Consider the following 18,517-nt stretch of genomic DNA (forward strand, 5'->3'; position numbering starts at 1 on the left):
TTGTGAAAATTGATAAGAGAATTTAAATAAGTTACCTTTTGACACCCGAATCCTATAAAGCAATCAACATCTCCCGTATGATTTTACACGCTACAGCAGTAGAACCTCCACTCTGATCATATCCCGGGCAAAGTTCATTCACATCACACCCTACCAGATTTGTCTGACCGCAAACCTTTGTCACTGCATGCATAAGGCTCATAAATGCAATACCGCCCGGCTCGGGTGTTCCTGTTCCAGGGAAGAAAGACGGATCCAAGACATCCAGGTCTACTGTAAAATAAACTGGTTTCCCTTTTAGCTTTTCGATTGTCTGTTCCAGTCCTTCCAAATTAAACGGGTGTAAGTCCGTATGTCCCTGCTTTGCCCACTCGAACTCTTCCTTTTCGCCAGAGCGAATTCCAAACTGATGGATTCTGCCGTCTCCCAGAATTTCCCAGCATCTTCTCAACACACAGGCATGTGACAATTCTACTCCGAGATAATCCTGTCGCAAATCTGTATGCGCGTCAAAATGTATGATATGCATATCCGGATATTTTCTTGCCACAGCTCTTACGCTTCCCAATGTAACCAGATGTTCCCCGCCTATCATAAAGGGAAGTTTGCCGTCTGTTAAAATCTGTTTTGCACATGCCTCAATCTGTTCCAGAACCATCTGTGCATTTCCGATAGAAAGCTCCAGATCGCCGCAGTCAAATATTCTTTTCTCCGTTAGGTCCCTATCCTGATAAGGGCTGTATGTCTCCAGTCCATAAGAATCATTCCGAATAGCCTGACCGGCAAACCGAGTTCCAGGGCGAAACGAAGTTGTCGAATCAAAGGGCGCTCCAAATAATACAATGTCTGCCTCTTCATATGCTGCATCACATCCCATAAAATCCACAACATTCTTATTCCACATCTCTTAATAACTCCTCCACATAAACCGGAAGCGCAAAAACACCTGCATGGAGTCTTGGCTCGTAGTATTTTGTTTTCACTCCAAGCAGCTTCCACTCTACCTTTTTCAAATCGTTCAAAGGATGATATACCTTTGAGGCAAACCCAAACAGCCAGTGCCCTGACGGATAGGACGGCAAATGTGCCTGGTATACTTTACATATCGGAAAGGTACTTAAAATTCGTTTATGCATACGCTGGCACTGGTATGCTTCTTCCTCATAAAACGGGCTTTCATTCTGATTAATCATAATGCCGTCCTCATGCAGCGCATTATAGCAATTCCCATAGAATTCCTTTGTAAAAAGCCCCTCCCCCGCACCGAATGGATTCGGTGAGTCAATAATAATTAAATCATATGTATCTGCTTTAGAACGAATGTATTTTACCCCGTCCTCATGGAATATATTTACTCTTTCATCCGTAAGACTGTTTGCAATCTCCGGCATATATTTTCGGCAGACCTCTACAAGCAATGGATCTACTTCCACCACATCAATCGTCCTGACAGATTCATATTTAATCAGCTCCCTGACAACACCGCCGTCTCCTCCGCCCATAACCAGCACATCCTTTATTTCTGGATTTACGGCAAAGGGAACGTGCGTGATCATCTCGTGATAAATAAACTCATCTTTTTCCGTAAGCGTTAAATCCCCGTCCACTACCAAAATTTTCCCATATTCTTTAGAGTCCAGCACATCAATCCTCTGAAATTCGCTCTGTGCACTAAACAACTGTTCCTCGATCCGGATAGAAAGCTTTACTCCATCCGTATGCCTGTCTGAAAACCACATTTCCATCTTTCTAATCCTCTTTTTTACATTTCCAATATTCTATCGTTTCAATACATTCAACCGTTCAATGTGCTCATCTTCTGGTCCGGTAAGTGAACAACCCTTTTCTTTTGCATAGAGAATGTAGTCGATAATCGCGTCTGTCACTTCCTCTCCCGGAGCAAGAATCGGTATTCCCGGAGGGTAACACATGACAAACTCATTACATACACGTCCCTTTGTCTCCCGAATCGGCAAAGACTCCTTCTCCGCATAGAAAGACTCCTGCGGTGTCATCACTACCTTTGGTGAAATATATTCTTGAGAAAGCATACCTGTTTTATCCTTCTGATACCTGCGTTTCAAATCTGCCAATGCACTTACCAGACGTTCCACTTCCTGTTTCCTGTCTCCGATAGACAGATAGGCAAGAACATTTCCTAAATCTCCAAACTCAATTTGAATGTCGTATTCATCTCTTAAAATATCATACACTTCTATACCCGCAAGTCCAATATCTAATGTGTGAATCGAAAGCTTTGTAGGATCAAAGTCATAAATACTGTCGCCGTTTACCAGTTCCCTTCCAAATGCATAATAATTATCAATCTGATTGATCTCTGTTCTGGCATATTCGGCCAGATTGATCACTCTCTCAAAAGCCTCTACTCCCCGCAGCGCCAGATTTCTTCTGGAAATATCCAGGCTGGACAAAAGTAAGTAGGATCCGCTTGTTGTCTGCGTTAAGTTGATAATCTGACGGACATATCCCGCATTCATCCCTTTTCCTGTCAAGAGAAAAGAACTCTGTGTCAGGCTGCCGCCTGATTTATGCATACTGACAGACGCCATGTCTGCTCCTGCTTCCATCGCTGATACAGGCAGCGTCTCCCCAAAATAAAAATGGGTTCCATGCGCCTCATCTACCAGAACTTTCATTTCCTTTTCATGCGCCTTTTTCACAATTTCCTTTAAATTAGAACAAATTCCGTAATATGTCGGATTATTGACAAATACGGCCACTGCATCTGGATTTTCCCGAATTGCCAATTCCACCGCATCCATCTTCATTCCCAAAGAGATTCCTAATTTCTGGTCTACATCAGGATTTACATACACTGGTTTTGCACCGCATAGGACAATTGCATTGATCACACTTCTATGTACATTCCTCGGAAGAATAATTTTATCATCTTTCTTACAGCAAGACAAAATCATGGATTGTACGGAGGATGTAGTTCCTCCTACCATTAAAAAAGCATGTTCTGCGCCAAAAGCTTCCGCTGCCAGTTCCTCTGCTTCTTTGATAACAGAAACAGGGTGACACAGGTTATCTAATGGTTTCATAGAATTTACGTCAATACTGACACATCTGTCTCCGAGCAGTTCTACTAATTCCGGATTTCCTCTCCCATGTTTATGTCCCGGAACATCAAAGGGTACGACCCTGTTTCTTCTGAATCTTTCCAATGCCTCGTAAATCGGAGCACTTGTCTGAGGTAAATTTGCCATCTTCTTTCCTCCCCAAATTTTATATAAAAAACACAGGCAATAAGCTTCGCGCTGCTCACCTGTGTTTATATCCTGTCTCTTCTTCGTTTTAAAATTTCGCCGGATTTAACAGATATTGGACGTAGAGTCTATATAGCAAATATTTTTACTTTTACTACTCTTATTGACCGTTTCACAAGTTTCGTATGCCACGAATATAGCGCCGGAAACACCGGCGATACCGGTTATAAAGTAACCAACTTATAAAATCTGGGCTCCTAACCCAATCAATAATGCAGCTTTCGCCGCGTAAAATATTTGCATGGAGAACTTTCCAATAACCTGCTTTCCATACATTCTGTATAGTAGCACATAAAATCAAGGAATTCAAGGAGTTTTTAAAATTGTTGTTACTGCTCTTTCACTCTTGGGAATTCTAACTCTACCTTAAACAAATCCCCATCCAGATATAGTTTCATCACTCCGCCTTGCATTTTCATCAGGCTTTGGGCAATCGACAGACCCAATCCACTGCCTTCTGTACTTCGCGATATATCTCCCCGTATGAACCGTTCCGTCAGTTCATCCGCAGATATATTCAACTGCTGTTCAGAAATATTTTTCAACGAAAAACGTACTGTTTCATCCTCTACCTTCAAGTCTGCATACACCCTTGTCCCCGGCATTGCATATTTAGCTGCATTTCCATATATATTCTCCAATACTCTCCACAGTCTTCTGCCATCTACATGTATGATTGCCTCCTGTTCCGGCAGACTGGTAATAACCGATAAGTCTCGGGCAGAAAATTTTTCCTCAAACTCACCCTCTGTCTGCTGAATCATCTCTACAAGATTTACATTCATAAATTCCAGCTTAATATTTCCGCTACTGACCTTTGATGCCTCCACAACGTCCTCTGTCAGTGTCTTTAATCGCTGTGCCTTTGCTTCAAGGATTGCAAGGTATCCCTGGATTTTTTCATCCTGCAGGTTTTCTCGCTTTAAAAGATCCACATAATTGATAATAGAAGTAAGCGGGGTTTTAATATCATGGGAAACATTTGTAATTAAATCCGTCTTTAGCCGTTCACTCTTCATATTTTCTTCTACCGCGCGATTCAGTCCATTTCCAATATTATTCACCTTTTCTGCCATTTCCAGGTTTGTTCCTCTTAATCCCTTCAATTCTATCCGGTAATTCAGATCTCCTGAAGCAATCTGTTCAATTCCTTTTTTAATTCTACTTTTAGCAATCGCATTACTTATCACGACATAAATAACTCCTATGTCTGCAAGAATTGCCGGTATCACACATATTATATGCCATCCTGTTACCAGACACATCCAGTGAATAACAAAGATGCCGATTAACGCGGCAATTCCCTGAAATGTGACAGTCCGGTTCCTCCATGTCACACCTGCAAAGCGTCCGACTGCACAAAGCAGGCTGTTTTTCCAAAGGGTTCCTGCCTTTATTCTTTTAACCAGGCTTAAATATCCTGCAAAGAAACAAATACCTGTAAGAAGACCGTAAACACACAAAGCAATTCTATCCGTTATGCTGATATACGCTGTAGAAAGACCGCCAAAGTATACATACTGCATTGCGTCATAAAGGTTTGCTCCATTATATCCCGTAGTAACACCTGTCCAATTCATGCTTAAAAATGCAGTAAATCCAAGCCAGATTCCAATAATAAGAGCCGCCGCAATCTCTGTTTTCCATCTGTCAAATCCATTCAAATGAATTTCCTCATCTTCTGCCCTTCTTCCGGTAACCAAAGTCAGCCAGATAATCAGAATGAAAAATAAAACCGCTGATGCACTTCCCACAAGCGCACTGTTCCGCAGATAAGGAAGATTTCTGTCATAGGTTTCTTTTGATGTATAAAATACATCCTGAATAGGGAAATCTGTATCTACACAGGCTGCAAAAACAATATTTTTGTTTGTTCCGCCTATATAATTATTTACCATATCTTTATACGTACTTGCAGCAATATCCATATTTGTTTTAAAATCTTCCAGCTTTGGAAAAATAATAATATATTTGTCATTTTTATCTGCAATCATCTGATTGATATTTTCTTCTGCTTTGTCAAAATCCTGATATTCTGCTTTATTTGTATATATCTGTTTTGAATCCAGGTCTGCATAAATATAAGTAAAATTTGTATTTCCCTCTCCATAAGTCTCTGCGCCGTCCTGGTATAGAAGCGCAGCATTGTGCAGACTATAGATTGCCTTATCCAAATAGTGATAAATATCAAACAATTTCCCGTTCAACTCTGGAATACTATTCACTACCTCAAGAAGATTTTCTGCTCCTTCCGGCGCGTATTCCTCTATTAATGAAGCGTCGAAATTCCAACAGTCTGTGTATACTGTTTCCCCTTCTTTATTTTTCACTTTCAAACTATAGTCATAGTAGCCAGTAGAGGTATAATATCCATTTTTCAGCGCATCCAGGAAATCATTCCTATTTTTTTCCTCTATGTCTATTGACAGAGTTCCTTCCTCAAGCATGTTAAAAAACTCTTCCAGATAATAATAATGATAGGTTCCGTCCAGGTTTTCACATACGATAACTCCTGTATTTGTATATAGCGCTTCACCCGAATCAAATATTTCCCCCCACTGGTCTAAATCTCCAAGCCGATACACCAGTCCGGAGGTGTTTTCTCCTGAAACGGTATCTTTTTGCCCGTACTCTATAATATCAACCAGCTTGTTTTCATCATATTTTCCGTCTGTTTCCAGATTTTTCCTCCAATGCTGCTGTTCAAGTACCGTATACATTGCATTTTCTACCGCTGCATAAAAATCAGCAGACTCTTCGTAAGGCAGTTTCGTGGACTCCCAGAAATTTTGTTGAAATATATTCCCTGAAAATGCACTTATTACAAGTACATTCATCACCATAGAAGCAGCCGACAAAATTGCCAGTACAACCAATATCGCTTTTGTAACTGGTTTTCTATACCATTTATTCATAATACTCCTTTCCAGGGGCTTACTTACAGCTTTTCTATCTTATAACCAACTCCCCAGACCACCTTCAGATATCTGGGTTCTTTGGGATTGATTTCAATTTTTTCTCTTATATGCCGTATATGCACAGCAACTGTATTATCTGCTCCAATTGCATCCTCATTCCAGATAGATTCGTAAATCTGATTAATAGAAAAAACTCTGCCCTGATTTTTCATCAATAACAGTAAAATATTGTATTCTATTGGAGTCAGCTTCACCGCTTCTCCGTCTACAGTGACTTCCTTTAGATCGTCATTGATCTTTAAACCGCCTGCTTCATAAACTTTATCGTCATCCTTTTTACTGTTTCCTCCGAGTTGATTATAACGGCGAAGCTGAGACTTCACTCTTGCCATCAGTTCTAAAGGATTAAACGGCTTCGTCACATAATCATCTGCCCCGATATTCAGCCCCAGTATTTTATCTGCATCTTCCGATTTAGCAGATAGAATGATAATCGGAAGACTGTTGTTCTCCCTTATCTTCAAAGTCGCCCTGATTCCGTCAAGTCTTGGCATCATCACATCCAAAATAAGAAGGTTTACCTCTTCTTTCTCCAATATAGCAAGTGCTTCTATTCCATCATACGCTTTCAAGATGTGATACCCTTCCTGGGTTAAATATATCTCAATCGCTTCTACGATTTCTTTATCATCATCACATACTAAAATTTTATACATTTTCATCACCTCCCTTACAGTATACATGATATGAAATATTTTTTAAGGTCTGCCGTTCAAAAATATTATAAATTTCTTAAGTTTTTTAAACGATTTTACGCCATTTCCGGCATTTTTTGTTGTAAACGTGTTGTAAACCTATGTTATTTCATTTACCAAAATATCCTATTTTTTGAAGATGATACAGTATTCTTCCCCTGGGATTACCCCAGGGGAATTTTTTATTTTATCCTGATAACCTGCCCAACGCAAATTACGTCTGGATTAGATATGCCGTTTAAGGAAACGAGCGCGCTGGTCGTCGTGCCATACCGTTCTGCAATTTCACTTAGCGTATCGCCAGATTGTACTGTATAGGCAGATTGTGAAGAAACGGAATCATTTTCCGGTACTTTGATAGTCTGTCCCGCGTAAATCAAATCCGAGTCAGTAATGCCGTTTAGGCTGGCAAGCGTCTGATACGTCGTGCCGAATCTTTGTGCAATTCCGCTTAAAGTATCACCGCTTTGCACAATGTACGTTGTACCAGAGGAAGGGCCAAGAAGTTCATTCACCCTATTTTGCACTGCATCATAGTCATATCCGGCAGATGTCAAAGAATTTTTCCGATTCTCACCGTTTCCCCATTTTCCTGCGATAACTTCCTGTACCAATGTTTCTATATCTTCCGTATCGCCGGAAGGCTGAACTGCATTATCACCGCCCGCGTATTTGTTCCACCCGGTACGGTCCATATACGCCTTATTTAAGTCCAAATTGCCGGAATAACCCGATAGACGCCCTGCGGAACTGTATTGTCTAATAGCACACGTATAGGCTCCCTCATTCCACGGCGTATCCTGATAGCCTGTTTCATTCATATCCGCATACTGCGCAATCCACATTCCGTAATCGCCTATTCCGTTAAACTGGGACATAACTGACTGCGAGCAATATAATAGCGGTCGTACATTTGTCTTACTGTATACATAATCAAGCCAGCCTTTGCACCAGTTATAATCATTAACTCCAAAGGCAGGGTTGTTTGTGCCTTCCCAATCCAACACCAGTATTGCCTCACCAATGTACCCTTTTATATTATTCAAAAAATAGTCAGCTTCTGCTTTGTAGTCCCCGCCATTTGCATAATGGTACACACCGAGGCACCGTCCCGCTTTTTTTGCCTGCTGGTACTGGCGGTCACAGTCCGGACTTACATATCCTGTACCCTCGGTGGCTTTCATAATCACAAAATCTGCCGGGACAGCCAACAAATTAATTCCGTTCTGCCAGTTACTTACATCAATTCCATTCATACTCATAATATTTCACCTTTCATTAAAAAGAGGACGCTATTACACGTCCTCACCTTCGTCTTTTTCTTCAAAATCATCTATATCCACCTTCATTTCTGCCTGTTCTTTTATGTAATATACTATCTTCTGCAAAAACGCCGGTAGCTTAATTCCAATGTCTGCAATATTTTCTAGTATGCTGATTAACTCGTTGCATATCAGCCAGATTGCTACTATACACGCTATAAGAAATGTAAATGGAACAGACAGCCCTATTGCAGTTATAGAATATTTTATCAATTCATCTATAATCACACCCACTACAACTAGTAGCCACATAGCTACTTTCTTTGTGATTCCTCGAATACTCTTATAAGAACTAAGATTCTCTTTTCTGCTCGGCGTTGCAAGCAGTCCTGTTGCATAATCGATAATATTGCATAAAACAAGCAGAATAACAGGAACAAATAATATACCCAGCGCACTTGATAAAGCCCCTGTTATTACTGTGATAATTGCTTTAATCTTGTCCATTTTCTTCATGTACCTCTCCTTCTTTCTATTCTACTATTTCTACATAAATTCCTACCAGGTCGGCCAGCGGCTGGAATACTGCCTGTCCAGTGTCGCGGTTACACAGATACGTTACGCCGCCCTGACTGTAATACTTGCCGGATTCAAGTTCCATGTTCCCTGAATAAGGAATTGGGTCTTCCCTCGTCCCCGCGTGGGTTTCATCAATGACTGTATATAGACTTTCCGTGCCCTGTCCCGGCACATACTGCTCTTGAATCAATAAGCTGTCCTGTATCGTCTTATAGAGAGCCTCTTCATAAACAAATTTGAAGCCTTTTTTCACCGTCTGTCCGATAACTTCTGCCCATGTCGGATACAAAACTTTCGCTTGTAATGCTTGCTCATCCTCTAATGTCTGTGCGTTCGCACGGGCAACCACTACAGACGCGGAAAACAATGCCGGATCTACTCCTGCACCGGATTCTTTTAGTTTTTCTATATCTTCTTGTGCTGTTTTCATGTCAACCTCTACAGCTGTCAGCCGTTCCTCCGGTGTTTCTCCTTGCTTATACATTGCAACGCCTAAAATAGTTCCTTCGTATTCTTCAATTCTGTATAATTCTGTATAGTTTTCATATGTAGCAAGTATCTGCCCGCGTTCCTCAACCTTAATAGTTTTACATGCAAACTTATCCGAAAACCTTTCCCGCAATTCCCCACGTGTAGCGGATACTGTTTTTATTTGCAGCAGATTATTTATAACTTGTACAGACTGCACCTGCAGCTCTGTAGCATCATTAAATATGATTTTCATAATTTCATCATCCTTTCATAAAAATATTTCTGTAAAAAATGCAGATTTGTCTGATAGTGTCCGTCAGTTAAATGCTAATTACATTGTCGAAGAAGGCGAAAATGACAACGGCCACTATCGAAAATGGAGTAACGGCACGCTTGAGATGTGGGGAGGCTATCGCGGCACATTTTCTATTCCTTCTGGAAACGTACAAGGCGATATTTATTACTCTGCTAATAGAACAATACCATTTCCTATTGAATCAAAAACATCTGCACGTATTGTAGCTACCGTTTATTCAAATGGAATACAATGGTTAAAAATCTCGACATCCAACACAAACAAAACAGGGTTTGATGTGGTTATAATGCAGTCGACAGGTGCAAATCCTACGGCAAATGTAAACTGGAGCGCGATTGGAACATGGAAATAATTATTTCTTTGTATATTTCACGCATACATACGCGCTGTATCCAGACCAGTTTGTTCCGGTTCCCACAACCAGCCTAGTGCCATTGCTGTCTATACGTACTGATATACCGTTTGCAGAATTTTTAGGGTCGACATAAGGTATCGGATACATTGCACCATTGGAAAATGCAAAACTATTTCCCGGATCTATCCAATAATAGTCGGGTGTTATTCCGGTATTTACACTTTTAGTTGTATTATTCGGCAATACGCCAATGCTTATCCATTTTGCATAAATGGGCTTTGAGCTCAGATATGTTCCTGTAAAAACTTCTTCCCCGAGCGAAAATGCATAGGCGTCAATTTTATCTTCTAAATTATCATTTAACTGACTAATTGAATTGGACAAATCTGCATTTGTCATGCACATCTTAAAAACTTTTCTTACCTCTGTAACATTGATTCCATCCAACTCAACTTCATACAGCGGCATATCCGCTGTTAAATCTCCAGCGCGAATATTCCCATTTGTACCCTCCGGTACCTGTGGATCTGTTTCTGCAGAAGCTCCTTTTATCAATACGATTTCTACAGTCTCAATTTTTGTATCTTCATTCTTACTATACCTCGCTACAATTAAGTCAATCCGCTTTTCTCCCTGCGTCCCGTTTTCGATTGTAATTTCATCACTTTGTCCCGCAGGAATTACAAACTGTCTCCCCTGTATCAAACCACAGCCATCATAAATCTTTAAAAGATTATTTGATACTAATTCAGATTCAAATTTACGCCCCACATCAAAAACATATGAATCTGTCCCCATTATTCCTCTGTTCAGTTCAGCCCAATCTTCTGCGGTGATGTGCGCTTTTCCTCCATATCCTGTTACAATTTCCATTTTTAGTCCTCTCCTTTCAATTTGTATTCAACCGAAATCTGCCCTTTTTTAATCTTCAATATTTTTTGCGCCACAGGCTTTTGCACTGAAATCCCCGTCACATAATCACGCCCAGATACTATATCCCCGATCGCAAGATCGACATCCTCGACAGTCATATCAAATTGCTTATAATCCATTATGTCTTTCAGCCTCTTTATGCCGTCCTCTCTTAATTTCTCCATGTCTGATTGCGACGTGTAAGAATATAACGCCACTCGTTCATCCAACCCAGTATAATACTTCGTATTTCCAATAGTCCCGTCCGCCTGTACATACAAATGAAGAACTGTCCTGTCAGCCCCTTCCCCTGTGCCGGCACAGATTAAATGATTGATACCACGTCTATAATCTCTCGCAGTAAAATTGATACGGTTATCCTGATTGTATTCTTTACTTTCAGAAAAATCTTCAACTTGTACCGCCTGTAATTCTACCCAGCCAGGGATACCAACTCCACCATGTCTATAACGTATATCTAATCTGTATCCGACGCTTGCCAGCATAGCTTCAAGTCCGGCTAATAATGTACAATATCTCTCAAATTGATAATTCTGAACAGAAACGCCTGTGCTCTTTGCAGAAACAAAAAACAGGCTGCCGAATTGACTGCCTATTAAATCATTTATTATGCTGTTTAATTCCCCAGATACTCTCCTGTAATCCTGCCCGGCAGGCGGTTCAATTACCTTTTTCGCCATCATTCCTCGCCATGTATCTCCTGATAAAACTATCTTTGCATTTTTAGTTACTGTCTGTATATCGCCGATAATTCCACCATATTCTGTGTCAGCCAGAGCAACAGTAAAACCATAGTCTATTTTTGTTTTATCCCAAGACGCCAGTTTCATTTCAAATTCAAAGTCATTACTATCTCCCAAGTCCATATCCATTTCAATACTATAATCAAGATACCCGATTTCTTTGCCGGAGGTATTTGCCACTATCATTCTGTCCATTCTGGCTCGCTCCTCTCTACATAAAGTAGTAAATCAAATCCAAATGTACCGTCCCAGCTTATTAAATTATACCCCGGCTGGATTTTCTTAAATACAGAGCCCTCTTCCGTGTTCCGGCTGTCAAACTCATTTACTTTTATGCCGTTTACACGGACACGGTAGATTGTACCGGCGCGGGAATCGATTAACAGATATTCCCCTGTATCCAGTTTTGTCTTGACCTCATATATATTCCCGCCGATTGTTATCCGCGGATTTGTACACGGCCCGTAAACAGTTATCAAAAAATTACAGAAAGAATAGTGTTCAAAATCTATGTTTCCAACACCCTTTTCGTCACCAAGAAGATCGAATTGTACATCAAAATCGAAATCGAGGTATTCTCCTGTCTGTTCTCCCGTGCTGGGTTTAAATTCAAACTTTCGCTCTGTTATCCAGAAAGGATACTCTGCCACGATTGTAATATCCGCGTCGAGCAGTTCTATATCGTTTTCCCAATCGCTTTTCTGCGCTTCAATGATATAGCATTGTAAATACTGCCCGCCGACGTACAATTTTCCCGGAACCTTATTCAAAACGTCATACTCCACTGTTTCATGGAATGCGTTTATTGCCTTGTAATATGCTTCTCTCGAATAATTCAAGATACTAAGCGTCAAAGACTTTTCTTTGATTCCCCGCGTAAAATCTGTTATTCTCCCGGCAAGGGCAGATGTGTCCACACTCTCGTAACCCCACTCATAGTCAAAAATGTCTCCCGTTTGGAGCATGTAAGGAGGCTTGAGCAAATCAAGCCTAATCCCTTTGCTGTTCACATAGTATATATCCATCATTGCCTTTCTGCCTCCTTTACTACCCGGGCAAATTCCCTGCCATATACTTCCATTGTCATACCTTCCACCTTATCTGCTAATATATCCGCTGCTGTAATACCAAACTCTTTTGCCAGCCGTTCTATATCTTCATCTGCAAGGTGAAATGTATTATTTGTCTCGGCATTGTTCATAACTATTGCACTTGTTTCCATAGCAAATGACTTTGCAATCCTGCCGGTATTTATCGCCATTGTTTCACGCATACGGGAAGATATATCTGCCATGTTAAACGAATCTAGCGCTATCTGTCCTAAGTTCTCTGCAGTCTTCGCTACAGCCTTTTCTTCTTTTTTTACGCCTTCCTCAAAGCCTTTCCCGAAGAAAACGCCAACCTTTTTCATTTCTTTTGATGGAGACTCAATACCAAGCTTTTCTTTCACCGCATTTAGCGCGCTGGATGCCAATTCTGCTGCCTTTGATACTGCGCTGCCAATCCATGCTCCGATTCCATTGACAAAACCCGAGCCAAAGTTACTACCAGCCGAATAAGAATCCGCAGTATTTGCGCCGTCTTCCGCACCACTTGCCAGTTCCTTTGCTTTCCCAACGACAAAACTGAGCATACTGCTAATCCCCTGCCCCAGCCTGCTTCCAAATGTATTGCCTGTAGGCGTTGGATTTATGGAACCTGCTCCACTATCTGCGCTATCCGTCAATCCTTTCCCTTGCCCGAATAGAAAACCAACTAAACTGCCTATTCCGCCACCAAGAAGACTGGCAAACCTAGAACCTGTAGAAGTCGGATTAAGTGAACCTGCCCCCTTATTTGCAGCGTCTACATTTGCTCTTCCCTGCGTCTGTGAATTTCCCGTCTGTGAGCCAATCCCTATGCCAAAATAAGACATCAGATTTGAACCAATCTGTTTTGCCCCCTCTAGCAGTCCGCCATTTGTCAGTGAACTTAGAAACTGCTGTATGACATTGCCGCCTATTGTGTTTAATTCTTCCTGCCCTTCAGATAGCCCTTCAACTGCACCTGGCCAAACATAGGAAAATATTTCTTTAACTGCTTGTGATGGACTATGTACTTCCAATGCCTCTTGTAAACTTTCCAGAAAAGCATCTGCTCCCTCTGTAGCTGGATCTGCTAACTCTTCAAATCCTTCCAGACCCGATAATGCTCCATACCATGCTTGAGACCAAACCGCTTGTGTTTCTTCGCTAAGTCCATCAAATCCAGAAATAAAACTATTTAAGGCATCTTTAGATTCTTGACTTAATTCCCCTTCCATACCTGCCATTGCTGAAATCAATGCCTGCATACCACTTTGTGCTTCTGCACTTAAATTTCCAGCAAGGTCCGCATTTTGAAATCCCATGAGCATTTTTACAGCACCGTCTGTTCCAACACTCTCTAGAAGTGACTTCATTTGTTCAGAAGATGAACTTATTGTATTAATTGCAAGCCCCATACTCTGTGCAGTACTATCTACTGTAGATTGCTCAAGACCTTCCATACCGTCAGCCTGCATCTGGAGTAATGATAAAAGCGTTTCTCCCATTGTCTGCGCTTGCGAAAGAGCAGCTTCAGACGTAGCATCCAGCGTAGTATTAATGCCACCTTGTATTTCTGCCAGTGCTGAATTTATTGCTTCGACATTTCCGTCCATTGCTGCGTTTAGCAGATTTTCATATCCAGAAATGATTTGCTGATTATTCTGCATAGCAGCATTGGCTTCATTAAATTTTGCTTCCTGCGTTTCCAAGTTTGCATTTACTTCTGCAAGCTCTCCATTAATTTCAGCCAGACGTTCCGCTTTCTGATCGTCCCAGGTTTTTGATAAACTTTCATTTATCTCTCGCGCTTCTGCCTCTAATTCATTCTTTTGTGTTTGATAGCCTGTCAGTTTTTCATATTCTGCCGCAAGATCTGCTGCAAGGGATACCTGCTCCCTCTTTGCTTCATTGTATTCTGATTCCATTGCACTCAAAGCTGCTTCTGCTTTTTTAGCCGCAATAACATCATATATGGAATCATTTAATTCTTGATAGTTTGTAATCTGCCCGTCAACCAGTTCTATCTCTATTCCCAGCGCACTTGCCAATTCTCCTGTTATGTATTGCGCTCTTTCCTCGTATCCAGCTTTTACTTGTCCATTCGCATCAACACAATTTTGTAGCTCTCCCCATAAGGCTTCTGCATTGTCTATTTCAGCGGTTGACGCCGCTATGTTCTCTCGCCGCGCCTCTGCCTCTTCCTGAATACTTTTTATTGACTGATTTGCTGCTTCAATACTCTCTTTTTGCTTCTCAGTCAATCCACTTGTAGAAGTTACCGATTTATCTGTTGTAAGTGCATATGCCGCAATTCCGGCTGTAAGCGCTCCCACGGCCGTCAACAATAATCCAATCGGATTTGCAGACATAACAGCATTCCACGCTGTCTGTGCAGCAGTAGCAAGAGTAACTTTCCCCGTAAATAGTCCCACTACTGCCTGCCCTACTGTAAGTGTCGCATTTGATACAACACCTCGCGCCGTGCATGCCATCTGAATCACATTGTAAGCATCTACGGCAGCCTCTGCTTTTTTCCAGGCTTTTATACCTTTACTTAACGCAGAAGTTGTGTTTGTAATTATCTTGTATCCCTTAAACGCCGTAAATGCCGCAGCCGCAGAAGCCGCAACTAGATCAAGGTTTTCCCCTGCAAAGTCCAGCGCTTTTGTCAGTGGCGGAAGCGCTACGTCTGCCAGTTTCCCAACAACCTCAATCACATTATCTAAGGTATTAACCAACGTTCTCCCTGCATCTGCCAAACCGCCAGAGGATAGTGATTTCGATATAGCGCTTATTGCTTCTTCAACTGGCTGTTGTATTTCTGATGGGAGCAGTTCTGCCAGTCCGCCTGCAAATGACTGTGCCACTTCTCCTGCGGCGCTTATCAGCTGTCCTCGGTTGCTTATAACACCTTCTGCAAATGACTGAATAAAGCTAACAGCAGCGTCTACCATATCCGGCGCGTGTTCTGCTGCTTTCGTTGCCAGATTCGCAAACTCATTACCTGCTGTTTCAATCGCCATACCCAATCCGCCATTGTTAAATGCGTCTGTAATATTATTCACACTATCAGTTGCCACTAAAGCAGCATTTTTCAAACTCTCTGCGACGCTATCATAAAATACAATCCCCAGCGACTCCGCAGAACCGCTTAATTGCTCCACAGCACCTTTAAGGTTATCCTGCATGGTTTCTGCCGCTGTCTTTGCCGAACCGTCACACGCCTCATATGCCGCTGTCAAATCAGATAAACTGCCGGCGCCTTCATTGATTAATGCAAGCATGCCGGAAAGAGATTCCTGTCCATACAGTGTAACAAGATAGTTATTTTTCTGTTCGTCAGTCATTCCTTCCATAGCCTTACTTAACATGTCTACCTGTTCAGCCAAAGAAAGCATTTTCCCTTCTGAATCATAGAAGGAAATTCCCAGTTCATCCATTGCCTGCTGCATGTCCGCCGTTGGTTTTGATAATCTTGACAAAGCACCACGCAAAGTAGTACCTGCCTGGCTTCCCTGTATTCCGGCATTTGCCATGATACCGATTGCAGCGGCAGTTTCCTCAAGACTTAAACCAGCCGCCCTCGCCAGCGGTGCGATATACTTCATTGCTTCTCCGGTCTCTGCTACGGAAGAATTCGTCCTGTTCGCATTTTCCGCGAGAACATCCGCCACATGCCCTGCATCGGACGCCGCAAGCCCGAACCCCCGTAATGTCGAAGCGGCAATATCAGAACTATTTGCCAAATCTTCTCCGGAGGCTGCCGCCAAATCCAGAAGCCCCGGCATAGCGTCCATAATCTCATTTGTTTCAAATCCGGCTGCCGCAAGATTCTCCATACCCTGTGCCGCCTCACTGGATGAAAACGCTGTATCTGCTCCAAGCTGTATTGCCTGCTTCCGGAGTTGTTCAAACTCTTCTTCTGTTGCCCCAGATATTGCCTTCACGCGCGACATGCCAGCCTCAAAATCTGAACCGACTTTGATTGCCGCAGCAGCCATTCCCGCTAGCGCGGTACTTGTCCCCGCAATCGTCGTAGTTGCTACTTTCAGTCCTTTCGCGGTTATGCTCCCTAATTTAGATAATCCTTTTTCTATCCCTGAAGAGTCCAGGTCAGTCTCTATTACGACTTTTCCATCTGCCAATTTACTTCACCTACCTTGTTATTATGCAAAGTAGGCACGCTCCCCTACTCAATGGTGAGGACTATTGGCTCTTGCCTTTGCTGAATATTCAATCTTATTTATCTTTTTACAGCGTGGACACTTTATCTCTCCCTTTACTATTTCCGCAAAAAGAAGGGTATGTCCGCATTTCTCGCATTTTATCTTTTCAATTTTTCTCACCTGCCTTCGCCTAAAAATTTGTATAAAAAGAACACCCATCAAAAGACAGGTGTTCTGATTACCGTTATGTAATTTTAATATACTTTCTGTATTATCTTTGGTTCAGTATCAAAGAATTTATTCCAGTCCTGTACAATGATAGGCAATACCTCTGCCGCCGCACTCTGGATTTTGTTATATGCCTTTTTCTCTGTATAACGTATACAGTATTGTAAAAGCACATCCATACAAGTCAAATCATCCCGAATTTTCTGGATTGCTTTAAGGACTTCCGGATTTTCTGGGACATCCACTACTTCTCTTGTATACGGTTTTGATTTTATCACTGGTACTGACTTCGTCTCCACAGGTGTGGACACTTTCTTTTCTTCCTCTGCCCGAAAGTAGTAGTCTACCAGATAGTCATATACTTCCCACGCCTTGTCAGTGTTAAGTGACTTTGCATGGAGAAGTGCGCCTTTCTCTGTCCAGAGGTAGAGGTGTGAAGCCCTTCCATTGACCACTTCGATTTTTTCGAAGTGCTTCTTAAACTCCTTCAATTCGTCTCCAGATAATGAAATGTAATGTTTTCCATCAATAAATTTTGTTCTGTTATTTTTAAAATTTTGGCTTATCTGTTGTTCTTTTACCCCATATTCCTTTGCAATTTGTTTTGTAGTAAGTACCCTTATCCCTTTTCTTTCAATAGTCTGCGGTAACATCAATTTCACAATAAAACTCCTTTCAAATTTTGATTCTTGAAAGAAGTATCATCATCTGATATGATAGATTTATCAGAAAGATACTTCTGGTACAATAAGAGTAAGCGTCTTCCGCCAAGTTGACCGCTTGCTCTTATTTTTTTAATTCCTCGTCGATTTTTTCATTAAGCCATTCCGTTTTACTCTTTTTCAATTCTTTCAATTTATTTTCAAATTTTTCCGCTTTGCTTTTTTCTAAAAGAACGTTAAAAGATTTTCTATTCTCACGGCGCTGTCTGAAATAATCGGCTCTACTATTATCCGCTATAACAATCACCTCACTTTGTAGCGTACTACAATTATATATCGTAGCGCGCTACGTTGTCAAGCATAATTTTAGGCAATCTTGAAATTCAAGACTGCCTTATCTGCGGTAATTGCATGTTGATTTTCCTCGCTTTCATTTTTTGATTGCGAAGAACTTCCTTAAATGATACAATATTTCATAGAGGAAGTTCCTCAGCGTAGAACGTTGTTTTGATTGGTAGTCGGGCAACGTTCTATTTCTTTTGTTCAGATTCATACTGTTTTTCGATACCGTTTCGTATAACTTTTGATCGATCGAGTCCTTGTTTTTTTACCAAATAGTCTAGTTTTTCAAGGGTTTCTTTATCCATTCTCGCTCGAACTGTTACATCTTTAGGTTTATCAGTAAGTTTCTGTCCAATTTTTGGTGACATTCCTCTTCCCCCTCCTTTCAGTTTGTAGCCACATTTTCATTATATCTATGTAGCTACAATCT

15 protein-coding genes are annotated in these 18,517 nt (G+C 41.4%); 1 reads left to right on the plus strand and 14 read right to left on the minus strand.

Annotated features, from left to right (window positions below):
• Positions 1 to 52: 52 nt before the first annotated feature.
• The 8 genes from speB to ACZ5C4_RS17440 all read right to left on the minus strand — a co-directional run bounded on the left by speB (position 53) and on the right by ACZ5C4_RS17440 (position 9,528).
• A complete protein-coding gene (speB, locus tag ACZ5C4_RS17405; RefSeq protein ID WP_464522089.1) occupies positions 53 to 904 on the minus strand; it encodes an agmatinase in 852 nt (283 codons plus the stop codon).
• Positions 894 to 1,745, minus strand: coding sequence for a polyamine aminopropyltransferase (gene speE / locus ACZ5C4_RS17410; RefSeq protein ID WP_464522090.1), 852 nt, complete (start codon positions 1,743 to 1,745; stop codon positions 894 to 896). Before speE ends, speB begins: the two co-directional genes overlap by 11 nt.
• Before the next feature lie 33 nt (positions 1,746 to 1,778).
• Positions 1,779 to 3,230 carry an aminotransferase class I/II-fold pyridoxal phosphate-dependent enzyme gene (locus tag ACZ5C4_RS17415; protein ID WP_464522091.1) on the minus strand — a complete coding sequence of 484 codons (1,452 nt, stop codon included), beginning with the start codon at positions 3,228 to 3,230 and terminating at the stop codon, positions 1,779 to 1,781.
• Between the two features lie 389 nt (positions 3,231 to 3,619).
• Positions 3,620 to 6,205, minus strand: a complete 2,586-nt coding sequence (locus tag ACZ5C4_RS17420; protein WP_464522092.1) for a sensor histidine kinase — start codon at positions 6,203 to 6,205, stop codon at positions 3,620 to 3,622.
• 23 nt (positions 6,206 to 6,228) lie between these two features.
• The gene (locus ACZ5C4_RS17425; RefSeq protein ID WP_464522093.1) at positions 6,229 to 6,924 is read right to left on the minus strand and encodes a response regulator transcription factor; all 696 of its coding nucleotides are present in this window, start codon (positions 6,922 to 6,924) and stop codon (positions 6,229 to 6,231) included.
• Between the two features lie 221 nt (positions 6,925 to 7,145).
• Positions 7,146 to 8,225 carry a LysM peptidoglycan-binding domain-containing protein gene (locus tag ACZ5C4_RS17430; RefSeq protein WP_464522094.1) on the minus strand — a complete coding sequence of 360 codons (1,080 nt, stop codon included), beginning with the start codon at positions 8,223 to 8,225 and terminating at the stop codon, positions 7,146 to 7,148.
• A gap of 33 nt (positions 8,226 to 8,258) precedes the next feature.
• The gene (locus ACZ5C4_RS17435; RefSeq protein WP_464522095.1) at positions 8,259 to 8,741 is read right to left on the minus strand and encodes a phage holin family protein; all 483 of its coding nucleotides are present in this window, start codon (positions 8,739 to 8,741) and stop codon (positions 8,259 to 8,261) included.
• A gap of 16 nt (positions 8,742 to 8,757) precedes the next feature.
• Positions 8,758 to 9,528 carry a hypothetical protein gene (locus ACZ5C4_RS17440; RefSeq protein ID WP_464522096.1) on the minus strand — a complete coding sequence of 257 codons (771 nt, stop codon included), beginning with the start codon at positions 9,526 to 9,528 and terminating at the stop codon, positions 8,758 to 8,760.
• Here ACZ5C4_RS17440 and ACZ5C4_RS17445 point away from each other — a divergent pair.
• Positions 9,518 to 9,943, plus strand: a complete 426-nt coding sequence (locus ACZ5C4_RS17445) for a hypothetical protein (protein ID WP_464522097.1) — start codon at positions 9,518 to 9,520, stop codon at positions 9,941 to 9,943. The genes ACZ5C4_RS17440 and ACZ5C4_RS17445 overlap by 11 nt on opposite strands.
• Here ACZ5C4_RS17445 and ACZ5C4_RS17450 read toward each other — a convergent pair whose 3' ends face one another.
• From ACZ5C4_RS17450 to ACZ5C4_RS17475, 6 genes are all read right to left on the minus strand, one after another.
• The gene (locus tag ACZ5C4_RS17450) at positions 9,944 to 10,819 is read right to left on the minus strand and encodes a hypothetical protein (protein WP_464522098.1); all 876 of its coding nucleotides are present in this window, start codon (positions 10,817 to 10,819) and stop codon (positions 9,944 to 9,946) included.
• 2 nt (positions 10,820 to 10,821) lie between these two features.
• Positions 10,822 to 11,817: a hypothetical protein gene (locus tag ACZ5C4_RS17455; RefSeq protein ID WP_464522099.1), complete on the minus strand. Its 996-nt coding sequence runs from the start codon at positions 11,815 to 11,817 to the stop codon at positions 10,822 to 10,824.
• The gene (locus ACZ5C4_RS17460; RefSeq protein WP_464522100.1) at positions 11,805 to 12,650 is read right to left on the minus strand and encodes a hypothetical protein; all 846 of its coding nucleotides are present in this window, start codon (positions 12,648 to 12,650) and stop codon (positions 11,805 to 11,807) included. Before ACZ5C4_RS17460 ends, ACZ5C4_RS17455 begins: the two co-directional genes overlap by 13 nt.
• Positions 12,647 to 16,834, minus strand: a complete 4,188-nt coding sequence (locus tag ACZ5C4_RS17465; RefSeq protein WP_464522101.1) for a phage tail tape measure protein — start codon at positions 16,832 to 16,834, stop codon at positions 12,647 to 12,649. The genes ACZ5C4_RS17460 and ACZ5C4_RS17465 overlap by 4 nt, the downstream gene beginning before the upstream one ends.
• A gap of 275 nt (positions 16,835 to 17,109) precedes the next feature.
• Entirely contained in the window at positions 17,110 to 17,736 is a 627-nt protein-coding gene (locus ACZ5C4_RS17470) for an ORF6N domain-containing protein (RefSeq protein ID WP_464522369.1), read from the minus strand.
• A 539-nt stretch (positions 17,737 to 18,275) separates the two neighbouring features.
• Positions 18,276 to 18,455, minus strand: a complete 180-nt coding sequence (locus ACZ5C4_RS17475; protein ID WP_464522102.1) for a ribbon-helix-helix protein, CopG family — start codon at positions 18,453 to 18,455, stop codon at positions 18,276 to 18,278.
• Between the last annotated feature and the right edge of the window lie 62 nt (positions 18,456 to 18,517).

The organism is Mediterraneibacter flintii (assembly GCF_055387595.1).

Coding starts and splice junctions, on each gene's coding strand:
- ACZ5C4_RS17475 (WP_464522102.1), bottom strand. CDS start 18,455: ATGTCACCAAAAATTGGACAGAAACTTACTGATAAACCTAAAGATGTA.
- ACZ5C4_RS17415 (WP_464522091.1), bottom strand. CDS start 3,230: ATGGCAAATTTACCTCAGACAAGTGCTCCGATTTACGAGGCATTGGAA.
- ACZ5C4_RS17430 (WP_464522094.1), bottom strand. CDS start 8,225: ATGAGTATGAATGGAATTGATGTAAGTAACTGGCAGAACGGAATTAAT.
- speB (WP_464522089.1), bottom strand. CDS start 904: ATGTGGAATAAGAATGTTGTGGATTTTATGGGATGTGATGCAGCATAT.
- ACZ5C4_RS17470 (WP_464522369.1), bottom strand. CDS start 17,736: ATGTTACCGCAGACTATTGAAAGAAAAGGGATAAGGGTACTTACTACA.
- ACZ5C4_RS17460 (WP_464522100.1), bottom strand. CDS start 12,650: ATGATGGATATATACTATGTGAACAGCAAAGGGATTAGGCTTGATTTG.
- ACZ5C4_RS17435 (WP_464522095.1), bottom strand. CDS start 8,741: ATGAAGAAAATGGACAAGATTAAAGCAATTATCACAGTAATAACAGGG.
- ACZ5C4_RS17455 (WP_464522099.1), bottom strand. CDS start 11,817: ATGGACAGAATGATAGTGGCAAATACCTCCGGCAAAGAAATCGGGTAT.
- speE (WP_464522090.1), bottom strand. CDS start 1,745: ATGGAAATGTGGTTTTCAGACAGGCATACGGATGGAGTAAAGCTTTCT.
- ACZ5C4_RS17445 (WP_464522097.1), top strand. CDS start 9,518: ATGATTTTCATAATTTCATCATCCTTTCATAAAAATATTTCTGTAAAA.
- ACZ5C4_RS17425 (WP_464522093.1), bottom strand. CDS start 6,924: ATGTATAAAATTTTAGTATGTGATGATGATAAAGAAATCGTAGAAGCG.
- ACZ5C4_RS17420 (WP_464522092.1), bottom strand. CDS start 6,205: ATGAATAAATGGTATAGAAAACCAGTTACAAAAGCGATATTGGTTGTA.
- ACZ5C4_RS17450 (WP_464522098.1), bottom strand. CDS start 10,819: ATGGAAATTGTAACAGGATATGGAGGAAAAGCGCACATCACCGCAGAA.
- ACZ5C4_RS17440 (WP_464522096.1), bottom strand. CDS start 9,528: ATGAAAATCATATTTAATGATGCTACAGAGCTGCAGGTGCAGTCTGTA.